The sequence below is a fragment of the Nocardia mangyaensis genome (assembly GCF_001886715.1).
GTDB lineage: Bacteria > Actinomycetota > Actinomycetes > Mycobacteriales > Mycobacteriaceae > Nocardia > Nocardia mangyaensis.
In genome coordinates, this window is sequence record NZ_CP018082.1 from 4,532,489 (window position 1) to 4,552,777 (window position 20,289).

Annotated in this window: 15 protein-coding genes; 5 read left to right on the forward strand and 10 right to left on the reverse strand. The window is 69.0% G+C overall.

The genetic code is table 11. The features are described 5' to 3' along the window. Nucleotides 1–84 precede the first annotated feature (84 nt). A complete protein-coding gene (dxs, locus tag BOX37_RS20605; RefSeq protein WP_071929091.1) occupies nt 85–1,983 on the reverse strand; it encodes a 1-deoxy-D-xylulose-5-phosphate synthase in 1,899 nt (632 codons plus the stop codon). Between the two features lie 329 nt (nt 1,984–2,312). Between dxs and glsA the strand changes: the two genes are divergently transcribed. Next, nucleotides 2,313–4,121 carry a glutaminase A gene (gene glsA, locus BOX37_RS20610; RefSeq protein ID WP_071931708.1) on the forward strand — a complete coding sequence of 603 codons (1,809 nt, stop codon included), beginning with the start codon at nt 2,313–2,315 and terminating at the stop codon, nt 4,119–4,121. Nucleotides 4,122–4,190: 69 nt separating this feature from the next. After that, nucleotides 4,191–4,856, forward strand: coding sequence for an SIMPL domain-containing protein (locus tag BOX37_RS20615; RefSeq protein ID WP_071929092.1), 666 nt, complete (start codon nt 4,191–4,193; stop codon nt 4,854–4,856). Between the two features lie 149 nt (nt 4,857–5,005). Here BOX37_RS20615 and BOX37_RS20620 read toward each other — a convergent pair whose 3' ends face one another. Together BOX37_RS20620 and BOX37_RS20625 are read right to left on the reverse strand one after the other, a co-directional pair. After that, nucleotides 5,006–6,373, reverse strand: a complete 1,368-nt coding sequence (locus BOX37_RS20620) for a class I SAM-dependent RNA methyltransferase (protein WP_071931709.1) — start codon at nt 6,371–6,373, stop codon at nt 5,006–5,008. Between the two features lie 27 nt (nt 6,374–6,400). Continuing rightward, nucleotides 6,401–8,398, reverse strand: coding sequence for an APC family permease (locus BOX37_RS20625; protein ID WP_071931710.1), 1,998 nt, complete (start codon nt 8,396–8,398; stop codon nt 6,401–6,403). A gap of 172 nt (nt 8,399–8,570) precedes the next feature. Here BOX37_RS20625 and BOX37_RS20630 point away from each other — a divergent pair, with 172 nt between their 5' ends. Both BOX37_RS20630 and BOX37_RS20635 read left to right on the forward strand, forming a co-directional pair. Continuing rightward, nucleotides 8,571–9,236, forward strand: a complete 666-nt coding sequence (locus tag BOX37_RS20630) for a potassium channel family protein (RefSeq protein ID WP_071929093.1) — start codon at nt 8,571–8,573, stop codon at nt 9,234–9,236. Between the two features lie 5 nt (nt 9,237–9,241). Continuing rightward, nucleotides 9,242–9,913, forward strand: a complete 672-nt coding sequence (locus tag BOX37_RS20635) for a potassium channel family protein (protein WP_071929094.1) — start codon at nt 9,242–9,244, stop codon at nt 9,911–9,913. Between the two features lie 39 nt (nt 9,914–9,952). Here the strand turns inward: BOX37_RS20635 and BOX37_RS20640 are convergent, their stop codons facing one another. From BOX37_RS20640 to BOX37_RS20655, 4 genes are all read right to left on the reverse strand, one after another. Beyond that, nucleotides 9,953–10,573, reverse strand: a complete 621-nt coding sequence (locus BOX37_RS20640) for a sigma-70 family RNA polymerase sigma factor (protein WP_084760935.1) — start codon at nt 10,571–10,573, stop codon at nt 9,953–9,955. 111 nt (nt 10,574–10,684) lie between these two features. Next, a complete protein-coding gene (locus BOX37_RS20645; protein ID WP_084759895.1) occupies nt 10,685–11,437 on the reverse strand; it encodes a DUF3159 domain-containing protein in 753 nt (250 codons plus the stop codon). A gap of 3 nt (nt 11,438–11,440) precedes the next feature. Next, on the reverse strand, nt 11,441–11,848 hold the full coding sequence (locus BOX37_RS20650; protein WP_071929095.1) for an OB-fold nucleic acid binding domain-containing protein: 408 nt from the start codon (nt 11,846–11,848) through the stop codon (nt 11,441–11,443). A gap of 207 nt (nt 11,849–12,055) precedes the next feature. Next, complete coding sequence (locus BOX37_RS20655) at nt 12,056–13,216, reverse strand: helix-turn-helix domain-containing protein (protein WP_071929096.1); 1,161 nt, start codon at nt 13,214–13,216, stop codon at nt 12,056–12,058. Nucleotides 13,217–13,382: 166 nt separating this feature from the next. On the opposite strand from BOX37_RS20655, the gene BOX37_RS20660 reads away from it, so the two are divergent. Then, nucleotides 13,383–13,652 carry a hypothetical protein gene (locus BOX37_RS20660; protein ID WP_071929097.1) on the forward strand — a complete coding sequence of 90 codons (270 nt, stop codon included), beginning with the start codon at nt 13,383–13,385 and terminating at the stop codon, nt 13,650–13,652. A gap of 697 nt (nt 13,653–14,349) precedes the next feature. Here BOX37_RS20660 and BOX37_RS36185 read toward each other — a convergent pair. The 3 genes from BOX37_RS36185 to BOX37_RS20675 are packed head-to-tail and all read right to left on the reverse strand — an operon-like array spanning nt 14,350 to nt 20,264. Continuing rightward, nucleotides 14,350–14,739 carry an HNH endonuclease gene (locus BOX37_RS36185; protein WP_071929098.1) on the reverse strand — a complete coding sequence of 130 codons (390 nt, stop codon included), beginning with the start codon at nt 14,737–14,739 and terminating at the stop codon, nt 14,350–14,352. Then, on the reverse strand, nt 14,739–15,530 hold the full coding sequence (locus BOX37_RS20670) for a hypothetical protein (protein WP_071929099.1): 792 nt from the start codon (nt 15,528–15,530) through the stop codon (nt 14,739–14,741). The genes BOX37_RS36185 and BOX37_RS20670 overlap by 1 nt, the downstream gene beginning before the upstream one ends. A 42-nt stretch (nt 15,531–15,572) precedes the next feature. After that, the gene (locus BOX37_RS20675) at nt 15,573–20,264 is read right to left on the reverse strand and encodes a tape measure protein (protein ID WP_071929100.1); all 4,692 of its coding nucleotides are present in this window, start codon (nt 20,262–20,264) and stop codon (nt 15,573–15,575) included. Between the last annotated feature and the right edge of the window lie 25 nt (nt 20,265–20,289).

The window sequence follows — 20,289 nt, forward strand, 5'->3', positions numbered from 1 at the left end:
CACGCGCACCGAATCGGCCGACTCCCGCACTCGGCGCGAGCGCCCTGGGCCCCGCACCGACCGCGGCGGGCACGGGACCGCGTGTCAGCGGGCGCGCAGCCAGCCGCTGATGCGCTGGGCGATGGCGTCAGCGGTGAGGCCGAGTTCGTCGAGGATCTCCCCGCGCGCGGCGTGGTCCAGGAACTGTTGGGGCACACCGAGATCGCGGGTGGGAACGTCCAGGCCCGCCTCGCGCAGGCGTGCGGAGACCGTCGAACCGATGCCGCCATGGAGGCCGCCGTCCTCGACGGTGACGACCAGGCGATAGTTCTCGGCGAGTTTGACGAGAGTGTCGGAGACCGGGATCACCCAGCGCGGATCGATGACGGTGACCGAGATGCCCTGCGGGTCGAGCAATTCCGCGGCCGCGAGCGCCGTCTCGGCGAACGGCCCGACGGCGACGATCAGGACATCGCCGTGCTGGGACTGGGCCGACCCGGCGCCGGGCACGGCGAGACGGAGGACGTCGATGCCGTCGACCCGCTCCACCGCGGTGATGTCCTCGGCGACACTGCCCTTGGGGAAGCGGAGCACGGTCGGGCCATCGCTGACGGCCAGCGCCTCGGCGAGTTCCGCACGCAGGGTGGCGCCGTCGCGGGGCGCGGCGACCCGGATGCCGGGGATGATGCCCAGCAGCGACAGGTCCCACATGCCGTTGTGACTGGCGCCGTCGGGGCCGGTGATGCCCGCGCGGTCGAGCACGACGGTGACCGGCTGCTTCAGCAGCGACACGTCCATGAGGAGCTGGTCGAAGGCGCGGTTGAGGAAGGTGGAGTAGATCGCGACCACGGGGTGCAGGCCGCCGAGGGCGAGACCGGCGGCCGAGGCCATCGCGTGTTGTTCGGCGATGCCGACGTCGAACATGCGCTCCGGGAAACGCTCGCCGAACCCGGCCAGACCGGTCGGGCCGGGCATCGCCGCGGTGATGGCGACGATGTCCTCCCGCCGGGACGCGTGCTCGATGAGCTCCTCGGCGAACACCGCGGTCCAGCCCTTGGCCTTCTTCCCGGCCAGCGGGCGGCCGGTGAGCGGGTCGATCGGGTCGCAGGCGTGCATCTGGTCGGCGATGTGGTTCTCGGCGTGCTCGTAGCCGTTGCCCTTGCGGGTGACCACATGGACGACGACGGGACCGCCGAAGTCCTTGGCGCGGCGCATGGCCGCCTCGAGCGCGACGAGGTCGTGCCCGTCGACCGGGCCGACGTACTTCATGCCCAGATCCGAGAACAGTTCCTGCGGGCTGACCGCGTCCTTGATGCCCGCCTTGAGCGCGTGCACCATCGAGTACGCCGAATCCCCCACGGCGGGAATGCTCTTGAGGATGCGCTTGCCCGCGTCGAGGGCGTGCTCGTAGGCGGGCTGGGTGCGCAGCGCGGTCAGCCGGTCGGCGAGGCCGCCGATGGTCGGGGCGTAGGAGCGGCCGTTGTCGTTGACCACGACCACCACCGGGCGGTCGGGGGCACCGGCGATGTTGTTGAGCGCCTCCCAGCACATGCCGCCGGTGAGCGCGCCGTCACCGACGACCGCGACGACCGTGCGGTCCTGCTCGGTGAGCGCGAAGGCCTTGGCCAGGCCGTCGGCGTAGGACAGCGCGGCCGAGGCGTGCGAGGACTCCACCCAGTCGTGCTCGCTCTCGGCGCGACTCGGATAGCCCGACAGGCCGTCGCGCATGCGCAGCGAGTCGAACCGGTCCTTGCGGCCGGTGAGGATCTTGTGCACGTAGGCCTGATGGCCGGTGTCGAAGATCAACGGATCGGCCGGAGAATCGAAGATCCGGTGCAGGGCGATGGTCAACTCGACCACCCCCAGATTCGGGCCGAGATGGCCTCCGGTGGCGGCGACTTTCTGCACCAGGAACTCGCGGATCTCCTCCGCGAGGTCCCGCAGTTGCGGCACGCTCAGTCGGCGCAGATCTTCGGGTGAATCCACCCGCGACAGCACTCCCACCTGAACTCGCTCCCTCCGGACTACAGTGTGATCCGCCCAGTGTATTTGTCGCCGCGAGCGGCGCGAGCTCGCGGGCCCTTACTGGACGCCCTCGATCGATGTCGGCAGTGCTCGGCGAGCACGGCTCGCCGACACCCGCCGACCAGCGGGCGCGTGCGCGCACCGGCACCGATCACGCCGGACCCGCGCCGAGGTCGGCTCCCGCGCGGCTGTGAGGACTATCTCCCCCCGCGCGCCCCACCGGCAACCCCGTCGACCCGACCTACAGTGGCGCTGTGGACCGACCCGACGGCGTGACGCGCACCATCGACCCGGGTGTGGTCGCCGGGATGCTCGACGAGGTGTTCGCGGCCTGCCGCGACGACACCTCGGGCGCGCCCGCCGACTACATCCCCGAACTGGCCGCCGTGGCGCCCGACTCGTTCGGGCTGTGCCTGGCCACCGCCGACGGCCTGGTCTACGAGGTGGGCGACACCGAGATCGGGTTCACCATCCAATCCATCTCCAAGCCGTTCACCTACGCGCTCGCACTGGCCGACCGCGGGCTCGACGGTGTGGCCGAGCACATCGATGTGGAGCCCTCGGGCGAACCGTTCAACGAGATCAGCCTCCAGCCGCAGACCCAGCGACCGAGCAATCCGATGATCAACTCGGGCGCGATCACCGCGGCCTCGCTGATCGCCGGACGCGATACCAGCGAGAAATTCGAGCGGGTCCGGCGCTGCTACTCCCGCTTCGCCGGGCGCGAACTGCGCATGGACGAGTCGGTCTACGACTCCGAGGCGCGCACCGGATACCGCAACCGGGCCATCGGCTACATGCTGCGCTCGGTCGACATCATCGACGTCGACCCCGACGACGCCGTCGACCGGTACTTCCGGCAGTGTTCGATCGAGGTCACCTGCCACGACCTGGCCATGATGGCCGCGACCCTGGCCGACAACGGGGTGAATCCGCGGACCAGGGAACGGGCGTTGTCGACCTCGCTGACCGAGCGCGTGCTCAGCGTGATGACCACCTGCGGCATGTACAACGCGGCCGGTGACTGGGTGACCACGGTCGGCCTGCCCGCCAAGAGCGGGGTCGGCGGCGGGATCATCGCGGTGCTGCCCGGTCAGCTGGGGATCGCGGTGTATTCGCCGCGGCTGGACCCGCAGGGCAACAGTGTGCGCGGAGTGTCGGCGTGCCGGGAGCTGTCGCGGCGCCTGGAACTGCACTTCTGTCACGTCACGCGCTCGGCGCGCACCGCCATCCGCGCCGAGTACACGGTGGCGCAGCTGCCCTCGCGGTTGCGCCGCTCCCCCGAGGACTCCGCCGTTCTGGCCGAGCACGGCGAGCGCGCCCGCGTCTACGAACTGCACGGCGACCTGCTCTTCGCCGGCGCCGAACGCGCGGTGCGAGCGATCGAGGGCAACGGCACCGAGCTCGACGCGTTGGTGATCGATCTGCGCCGGGTCGGTGAGGTGAGCACAGTGGCCCGCGACATGCTCGAGGGGCTGCAGGCCGAACTCGTGCGCGAGGGCACCCGGGTGGCGCTGGTCGATCCCGATGCCCGGCTCGGGCACGAGGTGTCGAGCCTGGATCCCCACGACCCACGCGGGCGGGTGTTCATCGACCGCGACACCGCCACCGAATGGTGCGAGGACATCGTGCTCGACCGGCACCGGCCGGCGGACACGAGCACGCGCACCTCCATCACCCTCGACGAACATCCGCTGCTGGCCAGCCTCGGCACCGAGGAGCGCGACCTGCTGTGCGCCGACTTCCAGCAACGCACCCTAGCCCGCGGCGAGGTGATCGCCGACCGTGGCGACCCGCGCTCGGGGCTGTATCTGATCCTCGACGGCCGGGTCCGGATGACCTTTCCCGGCACCGACGGGCGGGTGCACCGGCTGGTCACCCTGTCAGCGGGCATGTCGTTCGGCGAGATCCCGATGCTGATCGGGAAACCGTTCATGAACGCGATCATCGCCGACACTCGGGTACGGGTGGCGGTGATGAGCCCCGAGAGGTTCGACTCACTCGCCGAGAGCCATCCGCGACTGAAACTCGCGCTGCTGGAACGACTCGCGGCGGCGGCCTACGCCCAGATGGACGCCACCGTGCGGACCATCTCGGGCAACGCCGGGAACTACTGAGCCGGGAACTCGGCGGCGGGCGCGAGACGTTGGGCAGCACAGCATCCCTCGACCGACAGGAGCAGCGTGGTGAGCGAGAATTCCCGGCAGGCCAGCACCACGACATTCGGACGCGGCACGGTCCGGGCGGTCCCCGATCTGATCAGGGTGACGCTGTCGGTGGAGTCACGCGCCGCCACCGTCGCCGCGGCCTACGGGCGCGCCGGTGACCGGGTCAGCGCGGTCGTGGCCGCGTTGCGCGCGGCCGGGGTGAGCGATGCCGACCTGGCGACCAGCGGGCTGAGTGTGCGCACCGAGACCGTCTACACCGACAACGGGCGCAGTGAGATCTCCGGCTATCTCGCCTCCACCGGACTCAGCGTGTCGCTGCGCGACGGCACCGGGACCGAGCCCGCCGATGCCGTGGCGGCGGCGGTGAACGCCGGCGGTGATGACGTGCGCCTCGGCGGGTTGACCCGGGCAATCGCCGATCCCGAGCCCCTGCTCGCCCAGGCACGTGATGCCGCGTTCGACGACGCGAAGGCCAAGGCCGAGCAGTACGCGACCCGTGCGGGTGTGCGGTTGGGCGCGGTCCTGCAGATCACCGAGGACACCGCGTCAGCGCCGCGCCCCTACGACATCAGCGGCGACATGGAAGCACCGATGCTGATGGCCCGCAGCAGTTCCAGCGTGCCGGTGGTGCCCGGGGAGACCGAGGTCGGCGCAAGCGTGCGAGTCACCTGGGCGCTGGACTGAGCACGCGGGACGCACCGTCGCACTGAACGTGTCCTGCCGACCGCGTTCCCGGTCCGATGGGCCATCCCGCCGCAGGCGCGCCGCCCGTCGCGACCGTTGCGGGGCGCACCCGCGCACGGCGGAGCGGGCGATCGCCGATCGGTGCGTCGTCAACGATCCAAGAGCGCTACGCATTCGACGTGGTGTGTCGCGGGGAACGCGTCGAAGGCGCGCAGGTCGGCCAGGTGGTAGCCCGCGTCGAGGTAGAGGCCGAGGTCGCGGGCGAAGGCGGCCGGGTCGCAGCCGATGTGGACGATGCGCCGGGGGTCGGCGTCGGTGACGGCGGCGACGACCTCCTTGCCGGCGCCCACGCGGGGCGGGTCGAGGACCACGACATCGGGTCTGCTGTCGGTGGCGTGGGTGCGGGCCCAGCGCTCGACGCGGTCGGCGCGCAACTCCAGCCAGGGCAGGTCGGCCAGGGCGGCGGTGCCGTCGGCCACGGCCGAACGCGCCGACTCCACGGCCGCGACCGCGCCGGTCTGGCCGGTCTGCTCGGCCAGGCGCGCGGCGAAGACGCCGACTCCGCTGTAGAGGTCCCAGCCGGAGCCGCCGGGGACGAGCCCGGACCACTCGGCGATCAGGTCCGAATAGCATTGCGCGGCACCGCGATGCGCCTGCCAGAAGCCGGTCGCCGCGAGTTCCCAGCGGCGACCCGCCACATACTCCACGGCGCGACCGGATCCGGCCATCACCCACTCCTCGCGCGGCGCGTTGGTGGCCGACTTGCGGGCGGCGGCCCGGTCGCGCACGGCGCCGCGCTCGTCAGCGACGGGCTGGCCGGACTCGCGGCGGCGGGCCGGGCGCTGACCGCGTCCGCGGGTCGCGCCGCGCGGGGTCGAGGGACGGCCACCGGGCCGATCGGTCTCCCCGGTCGCGGCCAGTTCGACGATGTGGCGCACGCCGTCGCCGTCCACCGCGACGACCAGATCGGCGCCGGGGGTCCAGATCCGATCGGCGACACCGTCGAGGGCGCCCGCGACCGGCTGCGGACAACGCAGGTCCGGGATCACCGCGGTACTGCGGTAGCGGTGCACACCCGCCCGACCGGCCGGGTCGACCACCAGCCGCACCCGCGTCCGCCAGCCGCCGGTGTCCGTACCGCCATCGCCAGAGATCGGCTCGACCTCGATCGCACGCTCCACCTTGGCCAGCCTGCGCAGCTGCTCGGCCACCACGGTGGCCTTGAGCGCGCGCTGCGCGGCGGGCGTGGCGAAGGAGAAATCGCAGCAGCCCGCACCACCCGGACCCGACACCGGGCAGGTCGCCGGTATCCGGTCCGGGGACGCCTCGATGATCTCGACGGCATCGGCCCGGCAGAACGAGCCGCCCCGATCCTCGGTGACCCTGGCACGCACCAACTCGTCGGGGAGACCGTGCCGCACGAACACGACCCTGCCCTCGTGGCGGCCCACACAGAAGCCGCCGTGTCCGGGCGGCCCGAGCCGCACCTGGAATTCCTGTCCGCGCCAATCACTCACGGCCACACCCGCTTCCCTCGTTGCCGTTCATTCCCGACGATCCGGCCGCTCGAAGCCACGCCGTACCGATCCCGGCGCGTTCACCTCGGCGGACTGCTTGGCCCGCGTCGAGGAACTCAGCTGCCAGGGCACACTCGTCACCATCACACCCGGTTCGAACAACAGCCTGCCCTTCAGCCGCAGCGCGGACTGGTTGTGCAGCACCTGCTCCCACCAGTGCCCGACCACGTACTCGGGAATGAACACGGTGACCACATCGCGCGGGGCGTCCTTGCGCACCCGCTTGACGTACTCGAGCACCGGCTTGGTGATCTCGCGGTACGGCGATTCGATCACCTTCAACGGTACGTTGATCTCGCTGTTCTCCCACTCGTGCACCAGCCTGCGGGTATCGGCGTCATCGACGTTGACGGTGATCGCCTCGAGTGTGTCGGGCCGGGTGGCGCGCGCGTAGGCCAGTGCCCGCCGAGTGGGCAGGTGCAGTTTGGAGACCAGCACGATGGAGTGGGTGCGACTGGGCAGCACCCCGTCCCAGTCGGACTCGTCGAGCTCGCGCGAGACCGAGTCGTAGTGCTTGCGAATCAGTTTCATCACCACGAAGATCGCCACCATCGTGAGGATCGCGATGTAGGCGCCCGCGAAGAACTTGGTGCCGACCACGATCACCAGCACGATGCCGGTCGCGGACAGGCCGATCGCGTTGATCATCCGGGAGCGCTGCATCCGCGAGCGCTGCCGGGGATCGGTCTCGGTGCGCAGCAGCCGCGTCCAGTGCCGCAGCATGCCGGTCTGACTCAGCACGAACGAGACGAACACTCCGACGATGTAGAGCTGGATGAGCTTGCTCACCTCGGCGCCGAAGATCATCACGAAGGCGATCGCCGCGCCGGACAGGAACAGGATGCCGTTGGAGAAGGCCAGCCGGTCGCCGCGGGTGTGCAGCTGGCGGGGCAGGTAGCGGTCCTGGGCCAGGATCGAACCGAGCACCGGGAACCCGTTGAACGCGGTGTTGGCGGCCATCATCAGGATCAGCGCGGTGGCGATCGTGATCGCGAAGAAGCCGAGTGGGAAGCCTGCGAACACCGTCTCGGCGAGCTGGGCGATCAGGGTCTTCTGCTGGTAGTCGGTCGGCGCGCCGACCAGGTTCGCCGGGTCGTTGGCGTAGACGATGCCCACCTTCTGCGCCAGCACGATGATGCCCATCATCAGCACGATCGAGATGGCACCGAGCAGCAGCAGCGAGGTCGCGGCGTTGCGGGCCTTGGGTTTACGGAAGGCGGGCACGCTGTTGCTGATGGTCTCCACGCCCGTCAGTGCCACGCAGCCGGAGGAGAAGGCCCGCGCGATCAGGAACGCGAAGGCCAGCCCGTAGAGGTGCTCGTCCTCGACATCCAGGCCGAACCCGGCCGATTCGGCCCGCACGTCCTCACCGAGCACGAACGCCCGGAACAGCCCCCAGCCCAGCATCGCCACCATGCCGACGAGGAACGCGTAGGTCGGAATCGCGAAGGTGGTACCGGACTCGCGCACGCCACGCAGGTTGATCGCGGTGAGCACCACGATCGCCACCACCGCGAACAGCACCTTGTGGGTGGCCACGAACGGGATCGCCGACCCGATGTTGGCCGCCGCCGCCGAGATCGAGACCGCCACGGTCAGCACGTAGTCGACCAGTAGCGCGCTGCCGACCGTCAACCCCGCGTTGGGGCCCAGATTCTTGTTCGCGACCTCGTAGTCGCCGCCCCCGGACGGGTAGGCGCGCACGTTCTGCCGGTAGCTCGCGACGACCACCGCCATGACCAGCGCGACGGCCACCCCGACCCACGGCGCGTACAGATACGCCGAGATCCCCGCCGCCGCCAGCACGAGGAAGATCTCCTCCGGCGCGTACGCGACCGACGACATCGCGTCGGAGGCGAAGACCGGAAGAGCGATACGCTTGGGCAACAACGTGCGGCCGAGCGAATCGCTACGGAACGGCCTGCCCAGCAGCAAACGCTTGGCTGCCGTCGTCAACTTGGACACCGGGCCGAGCATAGAGCAGTTCACGGGTACCTTCGCGCGCGCACATCCCGATGCCGACGCCGGTGTGGCGATTGTTTGCCCGGGGTCGACACGGGGAAAATGGGCGAGGAGAGCGGGTGGCGAGTACGGTCCAAGCCGGACCCCACGGGCAGTCCAGGAACGAGGGTGCACGGTGTACGTAGTGATCTTGGGGTGTGGCCGCGTCGGCTCCTCGCTGGCGCGGGCCCTGACCCGGGTCGGTCACGAGGTCACGGTGATCGACCGGGACCCCAGTGCGTTCCGTCGGCTGGGTGAGGGGTTCACCGGTGAGCAGGTGATCGGCGTCGGCTTCGACCGGGATGTGCTGACCCGTGCGGGAATCGAACGCGCCGACGCCTTCGCGGCGGTGTCCTCCGGCGACAACTCCAACATCATCTCGGCCCGGGTGGCCAGGGAGATGTTCGGCGTCGAACGGGTGGTCGCCCGAATCTACGACGCCAAGCGCGCCGAAGTCTACGAGCGGCTCGGCATCCCCACGATCGCGACCGTGCCGTGGACCACCGACCGTTTCCTGCGCAGCCTCATCGGCGACAACTCGACCACCACCTGGCGCGACCCGACCGGCGCGGTGGCAATCACCCAGCTCACCCTGCACGAGGAGTGGTTCGGGCGAACGGTGCGCGATCTGGAACGTGACCTCGGTGTGCGGGTGGCCTTCGTCCTGCGGTTCGGCCGCGGCGTGCTGCCCGAGTCCAAGACCATCGTCCAGGCCGAGGACGTCGTGTACGTCGCGGCCACGTCCGGCAGTGTCGGCGAGGTCGTCGCCCTGGCCGCCAAGCCCCCCGTGAGCGAGGACTGAGCACTATGAAGGTGGCCATCGCCGGGGCGGGCGCGGTCGGACGCTCCATCGCCAGGGAACTGTTGCGGGCCGGGCATCGGGTGATGCTGCTCGAGCGTCAGCTCGACCACATCGACACCGCCGCCATCCCCGACGCGGTCTGGGTGCACGCCGACGCCTGCGAGCTGTCGCTGCTGGAGAACGCGGAGCTCGAGACCTACGAGGTGGTCATCGCGGCCACCGGTGACGACAAGGCCAACCTGGTGCACAGCCTGCTCGCCAAGACCGAGTTCGGCGTGCGCCGGGTGGTCGCCCGGGTCAACGATCCGCGCAACGAATGGCTCTTCGACGAGTCGTGGGGCGTCGATGTCGCGGTGTCGACGCCGCGACTGCTGGCCTCGCTCGTCGAGGAAGCCGTATCGGTGGGCGATCTGGTCCGGCTGATGACGCTGCGACAGGGCCAGGCCAATCTGGTCGAGATCACCCTGCCCGCCGACACCCAGCTGGCCGGCAAGCCGGTGCGCAGCCTGGCGATGCCACGCGACACCGCGCTGGTGACGATCCTGCGCGGCGGCCGGGTGATCGTGCCGCAGCCCGACGACCCGTTCGAGGGCGACGACGAGCTGCTGTTCGTCACCTCGGTGGAGGCCGAAGAGGATCTGCGCCTGTCCCTGGCCACCCACGGCATTCGTCCGTAACACCCCGATACGTCGATGCCTCGGCGATAGCCCGTCGACTCACGCGACCTTCAGCTGCGCGCGCAGCTTGTTGAGCGCGCGGTGCTGCATGACCCGCACGACGCCGGGACTGGTCCCGATGGCCTCGGCGGTCTGGGCCGCGCTCCAGCCGAGCACGATCCGCATGACCAGCACCTCGCGGTGATTGGGGGCCAGCACCTGCATGAGTTCGAGGGTGGCGGCGCGGCGCTCGAAGGCCAGCGCCCAGTCCTCCGGGCCGGCCGCGACGCTGGCGGTGTCGGGCATCTCGGCCATCGGGTAGGCGATGTGCTTGCCGCGGCGGAACGCGTCGGAGACCTTGTTGGCGGCGATGCCGTAGACGAAGGCGAGGAAGGACTTGCCCTGATCCCGGTAGCGCGGGATGGCCGTGACCGTGGCCATCAGCACTTCCTGGGTGACGTCGTCGGCGGTGACGGTCAGATGGCCGGTGGCGCCCATCCTGGCCGAACAGTAGCGCCGGACCAGCGGGTGCACCAGCCGCACGATCTCGCTGACGGCGTCGCGGTCGCCGGCGGCGGCGGGCCCGATCAGCGCGTCGAGTTCGGCGGCGATGCGCTTGCTCTCCGACAGGACGGGCGCCGTCGCGGATTTCGGTGCGCTTCGACGATGCTCGGTTGCCATCATGGTCGCCGGTCCTTTCACGATCACTGCGTTGCGTATGCATTGATCGTGCGACGAACGGGCGGACGCTGATAGGTACCCCAGGGTGGGTACTTGCCCACCTCCGGGCGGTCAGGCGCGGGTGGATTCCGTTCCGGCGGCGGCCTTGTCGGCGACGGACTTGTCAGCGGGCAGGTGGCCGGCACGGCGCACCGCCCATACGGTCACCACCAGTGCGACAGCGGTCAGCGGCCACCCCATGGCGATGCGGGCCACCGCGAGCCAGGTGGTGTGGTCGGTGTCGTAGAGCTGCGACTGCACCAGGTAGCGGGCGCCGAAGACCACCACCCACACGGCAGTGGCCAGCGAGTAGAGCTTGCGGATGCGTGGATCGGTGCGCCACGCGGTGCCGTGCCCGTTGAGCGCGCCCCAGATCACGCCGACCAGCGGCCAGCGGAGAAGGATCGACACCGCGAACACCCCCGCGTAGACCAGGCTGGTGTAGATGCCGAACAGGAAGAATCCCTTGGCCTCACCCACCCGGTAGGCGATGAACGCGCACAGGCCGACTCCGAAGAACCCGGAGATCGCCGGCTGCACCGGGTCGTGGCGGTACAGCCGCCACACCAGCACACCCGCCGCGACGCCCAGGGCCGCCCAGATGGCGGCGGTGAGCCCGGCGACGGTGTTCACCGGCACGAAGACCAGTACCGGCAGGGTGGAATAGATCAGGCCGCTGAGGCCGCCCATCTGCTCGAGCAGGGTCTGGGACCGCTCGAGCTCGGCGTCGACCTCGGGGTCGACCGGATCATCGGGCCTCGCCACCGGCAGGGCCACGGTGGGTTCGGGGTCCGCGGCAGTGCGGTACTCGTCGCTGGAGGGCATACGTCAGCTGTTCCCGCGCAATTCGTAGTAGGGGTTGAAGATCACTTTGCGGCCGTCGCGGTCGCCCACGCGGCCACGGACCAGGATGCGCCTGCCCGGCTCGATGCCGGGAATGCGCCGCCGGCCGATCCAGACCAGGGTGATGGCGTCGGTGCCGTCGAAGAACTCGGCCTGCACGGTGGCGCCCGCGGACTTGGGACATGCTTCCACACTGCGGAGCCTGCCCAGAATGGTGGCCTCCTCACCGCGACAGCAATCCACCGCGCGCCGGGCACCGGAGGCGTCGGACGTCTCGGCCAGTTCCTCGGCGTCGAGCGCGTTGATGTCCTCGGTCAGGCGGCGGCCGAGTCGTCGAAAGTATCCCGAGGCCGGACCCGTTCCCGACTTGTGTCCGCCCGTGGATGACGACATGTCACGCTTCTCCCGCTAGTTGGCCGTACACCGCCACAGTAACAGCGGCCATCCAAGGCCGTCCGTCACCGTGTATTCCGCCCAGTTCAGGCGATGTTTCCCGTGTACCCGCGTCCGCGCGTTTCCATGCATGTTCGGCACTCATAGGCACACTGTCGGCACACTGAAATCCGACCGAACCGAAACGGGGATTCCGGCCCGACGGACCTACAGGGACGCGCCGAGCCAGTGCGCGAACCCAAGCAAACCCTCGGACTGGCGGCGCTGGGCGGCAGCGATGCCGTAGACCGTTTCGCGCACCGACGGATGCAATCGCGTCTGCTGCGGCGCTGCGGCACGGGCCTTGTTGAGCGAGGACAGCGCACGATCCGGCTTGCCGCTCATGAGCCACGCGCGGGCGTTGTCCTGCCAGTGGTGGGCGACACGCGTCGGCGGGGCGTCGGTGCCGTACGTCAGTGTGGCGCCACCGATCGCGGCGCGGTTCGGGTCACCGGCCTCGAGTTCGATGGCGTGCGCGTGGATGTCGACGTTCAGCGGACCGAAGGCGGTCATGTACAGATCGGTTTCGCCGGTGTGTGCGGCCAGGTCCCGCGCGGCGTCGACATGGGCGACGGCGCCGGAGTAGTCGAGCTGGCGGGCATCGTTGATCGCGCCGGCCAAATGCGAGTATCCGGCGAGGACCATGCCCGGACGGGTGTCGTCGGCCGCGCCGATCGCCTGCTCGATGAGTCGTGCGGCGACCTCGGATTCGCCGTAGTGGGTCAGGATGCGGGCACGGGCCAGCGCGGAGAACGCTCCGTGGTTGAGGTCGTCGCCGAGGGGCGCGTAGCTGTCGGCGAGGTCGAGCGCGGGCAGCGCCAGCATGAGATGGCCGGTACGCCGGGCCGACCACTCGGCCAGGATGTAGGCCGAGGCGAGCAGCGAGTAGGCGCGCGCCTGGTCGTCGTCGCCGAGGTCGCGCGCTGCGCCGTGTAGGCGGCGAATGATCCCGGGCAGTACCTCGATGGTCTGGCGGGTGCGATCACGGCGGTACAGCTCCTGCGCACCGGCGAGGTCCGCCTCAAGCGCGGCGAGCTCGCCCGGTTCCTCGGCGCGGGCGTATCGGCCCTCGGCGAGCAGTATCGACAGCCCGTTTACCGCGTCGGCCAGGGGCTTGCCGTCGTCGAACGGTGCCCCGGTCAGCTGTTCGGGGGTCACGCGGAGGGCGCGCGCCACCGAGGACACGAACCCCGGCGAGGCGAGCTCACGGCCCTGCTCGACAGCCTTGATCATGGACAGGCTGTACGCGGCCCGGGTCGCCAGTTGTCGCTGGCTAAATCCGGCGATCTTGCGTTCGGACGCAATGGCCTGGCCTACGTGTGTCCCCATGAGTCCGAGGGTAGTTGCAGGTGGGCGCCGCTGTCTTCTGATGTCGCTGTCCCTTTACTGTCCCTCGACGCACTTGCCGACGGCGAACCTGAGTTCAGGCCGCGCCGCCGGGTCGACTCACCTCCCCGGCGGCGGGGCACCTCAACCCGAACAGCAGGGGGCGACCATGTGGCGACAGACAGCAGACGTACCGGAACAGCCGACCGTGTGGGACATCATGGCGCGATTGGCACAGGAGGCCGAGCAGACCGGGCAACCGTCACCGGTGCTCGATCACTCCGCACCTACCGAGCCGCTCACGCGCGACATGGCGCACCGGGTGCTGCAACTACATCGCGCGTGCGATCGGGTCCGGTGCGCACGCAAGGCCGCGGGGTGGACCTTGCTCGTCGAGCTCGGCGACGTCGTACCGCGACCGGCGAACGGGTCGATGTGACCGACGAGCAGACCGCGCGGGAGCTGGCAGAGCTGGATGCCGATGTCGCGGCCGTGCTCGCTGCAGTAGAGGACGACGAGTCCGACGTTGGGCAACCGCGGTGATGAGCACCTCGGTTGCGGTGATGAGCACCGCAACCGTGGTCATCAAGCCAACGGTTCCCGGAGCCGGGAAACTTTGCGGGATCCCGCATACCCTTGGCCGGTCCGGCAGCTTATGGACGCCCGTAACCTGATCGGTCCTCGCGCGCACGGGCGCGACGGTTCCGCCAAGTTGGCGGAACCGTCCGAACCAGCGCGCGGGTGTCTGCCAGACTTTTCACGATTGGCCGTGGAAAGTCGCACGGGCGGGACCTTTTCCTGGCATCGGGGGAATAAGGCGCCGTTGAGAGTGAGTTCGGCTCACTCTCAAATCCCGTGGGGTACACGAACTCGTGTACCCCACGGAGGAGGGGTACGGCCGTCTCCGTACCCCTCCTCCGTGGGGTACTCAAGCCTGAGTACCCCTGGATCAGCCAATTCCTGGCATCGGGGAGTCAATCCGATTGACCCCCTTGTAGCCAAGGGGGGAGGGGGAAAAGATCGGAGAGAGAGATCGACTGCCCAGCAGATGAGTCGCTGTGTGGTCGCTCAAAAATCGGCCCAGGCGTGGCGCGCCCGCGACCTGGGGGAATCGTAGGCAGGAAAAGCAGCAGTGCCTATCCGGGCTTCTGTGTGACCGGGGGCAGGGGGTGGGTGGCCGGGCCTTTGCCTCGTTGCCTGGCGCGGTGGCCTTCGGCGCTGGACTTCTTGGAGTGACAGGGTCGGCATGCTGCTTGCCCGTTGGCGAGTTCGTCTGTCGCTCCTCCTTCGGCGATCGGCGTGACGTGATCGGCGTGTGTCGCGGTGCCGATGCAGCCTGTGTACCTGAGCTGGCAGCGGTGGCTGTCGCGCTCGAGGACGGCCGCCCTCCATGTCTGGTGCTCTCGGGTGCCGGTGCGTGCCGCTCCGCTGCCCCATCCGTGGGTGGTGTGGTCGGGGCAGTAGGCGGCGCTGGTGATCCGGTTGAGACACCCGGGCTTGGGGCACTTACGCGGGGCGCGTGGCATCAGCGGTCCGGGTCGTAGGCGCGAGCGTCGACGAACGTCGGCTTGCGGTATCCGGCCGGCGCGTGAGTCGTGCCCATCTGGCGGCGCAGCTGGGTGGCGTTGTGCTCGGTGATCGTGAGTGCCTTCTCGGCATCGGTGAGCCGCTGTCGGGCGGTGGCGTAGGTGGGTGCGACCTTGCTCAGGACGGGGGCGATCCACGCGGTACCGGCGCCGCGGCTGTCCAGGTACGGGCCGAGCTCCTCGATGAGCACTCCCAGCTCCTCCGGACGGGCCTGGTTCAGTGTCTTCTCGGCCACGCTCACCAACTTGCCGTCCTGGACGCTGTCGAATATGCGGCGTGCGCGATCCCAGTAGCGAGTGTTGCGCAGCTCGGTAGCTGTGTCTCCCTGCGGGGAGAGCTCACGACGGGCGGTCTCGACGGCGGTCAGGGCGGATGCGGCGCGGTCTCGGGCGGTCTCGACGGCGGTCTCGATGGCCTGTGCGGCGGGAGTGTCGCCGAAGGCGGCGATCCGGTTGCGCAAGCCGGGACCGGTGTAGTCGGGTGCATGGATGCTGTCGAGGTACTTCTGAAACTGTCCGGCTACCGCTTCGATGGTGGCCTGCGCCCGCGCGGTGGTGCTCCCCGTCGGAACAGCGGGGGCAGTCGAGTACTGCGCAGACACCTGTTGACGGGTCTCGGCAGCGCGCTGCGGCCGGTCCACGGCGAGGGGTTCGGAGGTGATGTTTCCGGGGTTGAAGCCCGTGTGGGGGTATTGCTGTTCGGGGGTCACGTTTCCGGGGTTGAAGCTCATTGGTGTGTCCTTTCGATCGGAGGTGTCGGGTAGGAGCCAGGGCTACCGGAACGGGCGCCCTGCGTGACGCATCATCTGGCGTTCCTGTCGCTGGTCCACCGTGCGGAACATGGCTTTGCCGTCGGTGAACTGCGGATTGTGCATGTGGACGCTGAAGTCGTTCGGAGTACTGGCAGGCAGGAGGTCTCCGCCCATGAACTGCTGCATCTGCCCTGGGCTCGACAGCACCGGCTCCGGACGCCGTGACAGGTTGACCGCCATCTCGCCCGGCTCCAGCCAGCCGCCCTGATCGAAGACTTTCAGCGGCAGATCCTTGAGGAGTTCGGCGATCGAGGGCGGCGCGATCGACAGGTACGGCGCCAGCTGGCTCAAGTCGCCATCGGTGGTGACCGGCAGCTGCTGGTCGACTTCGGACTTCGGGAAGGACAGCCTGCCGATCAGCGAATCCGATGCGGGGGTGAAATCAGGGTCATTCAAGTTCGGGATGTCGAGATCCCACCAGCGGGAACTGCCGATACCCAGAGGCAAGTGCTCGCGGAAGCCGTCCACAGCAAGGCTGAATACCGCGGACCCGAACTGCTTGATCCGCTCGGCGATCGACCCCGACAGCGACTCCGCGCTGCCTTCGAGCAGTTCGTCGCGGGCGCTCAGTGCGTCGGAGTAGTCGAGGTCTGCCAGCTTCAGGTCCGCGTCTGTGGACTCCGGGTCGGCGTAGGCCTGGTTGCGCTTCTGCTCGGCTGAGGACACCGCGAGGTTCGCCCGCTCGAGCTCGGACTCCTCATCGGTGTACCGGCGTTCCAGCGGAGGCGCTTCGGGCACGTAGTCATCGACGACCGCTGTACCTGCCTGGTCCTTCTCCTCCTCCAGCTTCACCACCGACTGCTCGGCGCTCCGAACGCGAATGTCGGCGCGCCGCTTGTCGATGTCGGAGGACTCGGCGTCCTCGTAGACCTTGCGACGAGCCTCTTTGGCCTCGTCGACGCTGAGGTAGGCCTCGTCGAGCTTGAGCTGGTCCTCGTCGGTCCAGCCCTCCTCATCGGCGGCCAGGCCCACGCCGGGGCGGCCGATGCCTTCGATCAAGGCGTTCGGCAGGTGGAACTGGGTGGTGAACTGCGGATCTGTCGCGCCGACAGCAGGCGCACCGATACGTGAGGTGCCGTGGGATCCGCCGGCCTCCACCGGCTGACCGGCGAGCGTAGCCGCCATGTGCTCCTGGTTCACGCCTACCCGGAACCAGGTCCCCGCGGGGCCGAGGCCACGGACCAGGTCCGCGGTCGCGCCGTCGAGCAGCGAGTAAGTGGTGTAGAGGCGTCCGATCGGAGCCGCGATACCCATCAGCAGCTGTTGCGCCCACCCGACCAGGCCGGAGCAGTCGAAGTTGGTGGGGCCGGTGCCGCCCCACTCGTAGATGTTGCCGGTGACCGACCGCAGCCGCGACAGGGCGCGGGATACTCCGGTCGGCACGGTGCCGCCCTCGGCGAACGCCGGAAGTCGTTGCAGTGCAGGGTCATCGCGGTTGATCATCTTGAGCAGTCCGCGCCACTTCGACGCCGAGCGCTCCGAGATCACTTCCTCGCCACGCGAGACCCACGATGTCGGCACACCGGTCGCACGGTCGATGCCCAGGATGGAATCCGACGTGCCGGTGCCCGGTCCGCGGATCGTGCCACCGGTAGCGTTGCCAGGCAGCACCATCGGGGCTCGCCACTCACCCGAAGCCGTTGCGGACTGGTAGGCGACGTTGACTCGCTGCGTCTTGTCTGGGAGCTTGAGCGCCGCGATCCTCTCTAGCTCGGCCAGGACGGCGGGGGCCTCGGGTGCGGAGACCTTGATGAACGGATTGCCGTTCTTGTCGATGTCGGTGAGGTGCACACCGATCTCGGTCAGCCGGGCCCGGACGTCACCGTCGAGCAGGTCGGCCGGGATCTCGAACCCTTCGGCGTGGGTGGCGATCATGGCAGCGATCGAAGCCAGCTTCTGCTCGACATCGCCCGAGCCTTCGAGGGTGGCCAACATTTCGATGGTGGAGGGCAGGTAGCCGACCTGTTTCCTCAGCTCGGCGATCTGCTCGGCGCTCAGGTTCGCTTCGGTCGCGATCCGGGCGAACACGTCTTCCATCCCGACCATGGTCTCGCCGAAATCGTTGCCGGTGACCGCAGCCTCGGAAAACTTGTCGACCTGCTTGCGGAGCATGTCCCACAGCTTCTTGCCCGCTTCGGTGGTGGCGTCGATCTTCCCGTCGTCGCCGAGCGCCCCCGCGACGTCGAGCCCGTCGAGTTCGTCGTTCACGGTGCGCAGCTGGGCGTGGTAAGTGGCAAGTGCGTCGGTGGCGTTGGTTTGCCGCCCGGTGAGGCTATCCAGCGCTGACCGCATGGCGTCGAGCTTGTCCGAGGCCGTCGAGGACTCATCGGCGAGCACACGGACCGCGGCGGCGACGTCGAAGAATCCCGGCGTCGAGTTGCGCACCGCATCGGTGGAGGACTGCAGTTCGGTGCGGGTCTGGCGCAGCACGGCCACGACGTCGGCGCCGGCATCACCGGTCGATTCGAGCTTGGCGATGAGCTGGTCGTACTCCGAACCGCCCGCGGCCACGATGGGCCCCAGGTCCGACATCTCCAGCTTCAGGTCCCGAAGGGTGTCCTTCAAGGTCTGGTCCTGCTCGATCGCACGCTGTACGCGGTCGTAGGACTCGGCATCGCCGATCCAGTCGCCGACGTCGAAACCTCCGATGTCGCCGAGGAACTGGTTGTCCCCGAACGTGTTTCGGAGCGAGTCCCACCAGTGATGGCCCTTGCCGAGCTCGGTGATCCGCGCGAGGTTCGCCTCGACCACCTTGGTCGCCGATTCCATGGCGTTGGTGTCGAGGGCGCCGTTGGCCGCGGACACCGCCGATGTGAAGTCGTTCTGTGCCTTCGCCCCTTGCACGACCGCGGCTGCCAGCGATTCATGGATGCGCTTGGCCTGATCAGCCGCGCCCACGTGTCCGATGACGGCGGCGCCGACACCGGCCAGGGCGATACCCAGCGGGCCACCCAGTAGACCGACCACGCTCGCGGCCGCGGTGCGGAAACCGGTCAGGGCGGTTGTGGCCGCGCCCTGGACTCGCGAGCCCATCACGGCCGCCGCTGCGGCGGTGGTGTGCATCGACGCAGCCAGGCCGACCGAGGAGGCGGCAGCGGTGCGCTGTGCTGCCGCGTACTGACCGAGGGCGGTTGTCGCGGCGCTGGTCGCGATGGCTTCCCGGGCACGGGCCGCCGCGGCGGCAAGCCGCTGTCGAGTGTTCAGAGCCTGGATCGGAGCCTCGCCACCGAGCGCGACGATGTGAGCCCGCATCACAGCTGTCTGCGCAATGATCGCCCGTGTCAGCGCGAACCGCGACGCGATGTCGGCAGGCATCATGATGGCTTGGGCGACACGTGACGCTTCATAGGCGACATGCACGGTCTTGGCGATGACGACGGCAGAAGCGAACCCCACCATCGCCGCAGTGGCCGCCCCGGAGTTGTCGGCCAGGAACTTCATGGCCGACCCGATTCCGCGAATACCTTGGGCGAGTACGGTGCCCGTGTCCCCGGTCAACGACACCAGCGACATGCCGATGCTCGCGGCGGCGGTAGCGACCTTCGAGAAGGTGCCCGACATCGACGACCCAGCATCGTCGACAGACCTCAGACCGTCTGTCGCCTTATCCGCGCCCTCTTTGATCTCGGCCCACAGGCCAGACGCGCCACCAGCCTGGAATGCCGACCACAGCTCTTTGACCCTGTCGACTACACCGCGAGCCTTGACACCGAACTTCTCGTAGATGGACGCCGAGCCCTCGATAGACGCCCCGTTGGACTGGAAAGCTCGACCGAGTTCGAGTAGCCCCGTGGCAACCTTGGTAGCTGCCGCTTCCACCTTCGGAGCGACCCTGTCCGCCCACTCGGTGGCGGTCCCCATCGAGCCCTTCATCATGTCCGAGAACGGCTTCAGCGCTGCCTCGCCCACGCGCCCGAGGGCAGCCTCGACGTTCGCCCACGCGCCCCTGATGGTGCTGCCGCTCTCCTTGGCGGCGCCACCGATATTCTCTGTGATCACCTTCCGGTACGTGGCGGCGTCAACCTTGCCCGCCTGGACCATCTTCGACAGCGCCTCCGCGGAGACCCCGTACTCCTCTTGTAGCCACTGGAAGATCGGGATGCCGCGGTCGGACAGCTGGTTCAGGTCATCGGTGAAGACCTTCCCGCTGGTGGTGGCCTTGTTGAGGATCGACCCCATATCGGCCAGCGAGGTGCCCGCGATCGTGGCAGCATCGGCGGTCAGGGTGAGGTAGCGCGTCAGTTCTTCGCCCGGCGCGATACCCGCGGCGACAGCGGAGGCCGCGATGGTCGCAGCGTCACCGAGACCGAACGCAGTACCTTTCACCGCGGCGAGGGCCGAATCCATGATCGTCGTAATCGCCTGCGCGTCGTGGCCGAGACCACGCAGCTTGCCCTGGGCGTCATCGATCGCAGTCAGGCGACCGAAGCCCTTCGTCAGCGCGGTGCCGATCAGCGCACCGGCAGCGAGCCCGGCCGTGGCCACACCAGCTTTGAGCGCAGACCCGATACCGGAGGCCATGCGGCTGCCGATGCCCTTACCCGTCGACTCGGCACCGCGAGCACCAGCACGGATCGCGTTGTCGATCTGCCCTGGAACCTTGGACGTATCCACGACCAGGCCCACGTAGCCCACTGCCAGCTCTACCGCCATGCCTCGAGTGTCAGCGGGTCACTGG

Coding starts and splice junctions, on each gene's coding strand:
- glsA (WP_071931708.1), top strand. CDS start 2,313: ATGCTCGACGAGGTGTTCGCGGCCTGCCGCGACGACACCTCGGGCGCG.
- BOX37_RS20635 (WP_071929094.1), top strand. CDS start 9,242: ATGAAGGTGGCCATCGCCGGGGCGGGCGCGGTCGGACGCTCCATCGCC.
- BOX37_RS20640 (WP_084760935.1), bottom strand. CDS start 10,573: ATGGCAACCGAGCATCGTCGAAGCGCACCGAAATCCGCGACGGCGCCC.
- BOX37_RS20645 (WP_084759895.1), bottom strand. CDS start 11,437: ATGCCCTCCAGCGACGAGTACCGCACTGCCGCGGACCCCGAACCCACC.
- BOX37_RS20650 (WP_071929095.1), bottom strand. CDS start 11,848: ATGTCGTCATCCACGGGCGGACACAAGTCGGGAACGGGTCCGGCCTCG.
- BOX37_RS20655 (WP_071929096.1), bottom strand. CDS start 13,216: ATGGGGACACACGTAGGCCAGGCCATTGCGTCCGAACGCAAGATCGCC.
- BOX37_RS20660 (WP_071929097.1), top strand. CDS start 13,383: ATGTGGCGACAGACAGCAGACGTACCGGAACAGCCGACCGTGTGGGAC.
- BOX37_RS36185 (WP_071929098.1), bottom strand. CDS start 14,739: ATGCCACGCGCCCCGCGTAAGTGCCCCAAGCCCGGGTGTCTCAACCGG.
- BOX37_RS20670 (WP_071929099.1), bottom strand. CDS start 15,530: ATGAGCTTCAACCCCGGAAACGTGACCCCCGAACAGCAATACCCCCAC.
- BOX37_RS20675 (WP_071929100.1), bottom strand. CDS start 20,264: ATGGCGGTAGAGCTGGCAGTGGGCTACGTGGGCCTGGTCGTGGATACG.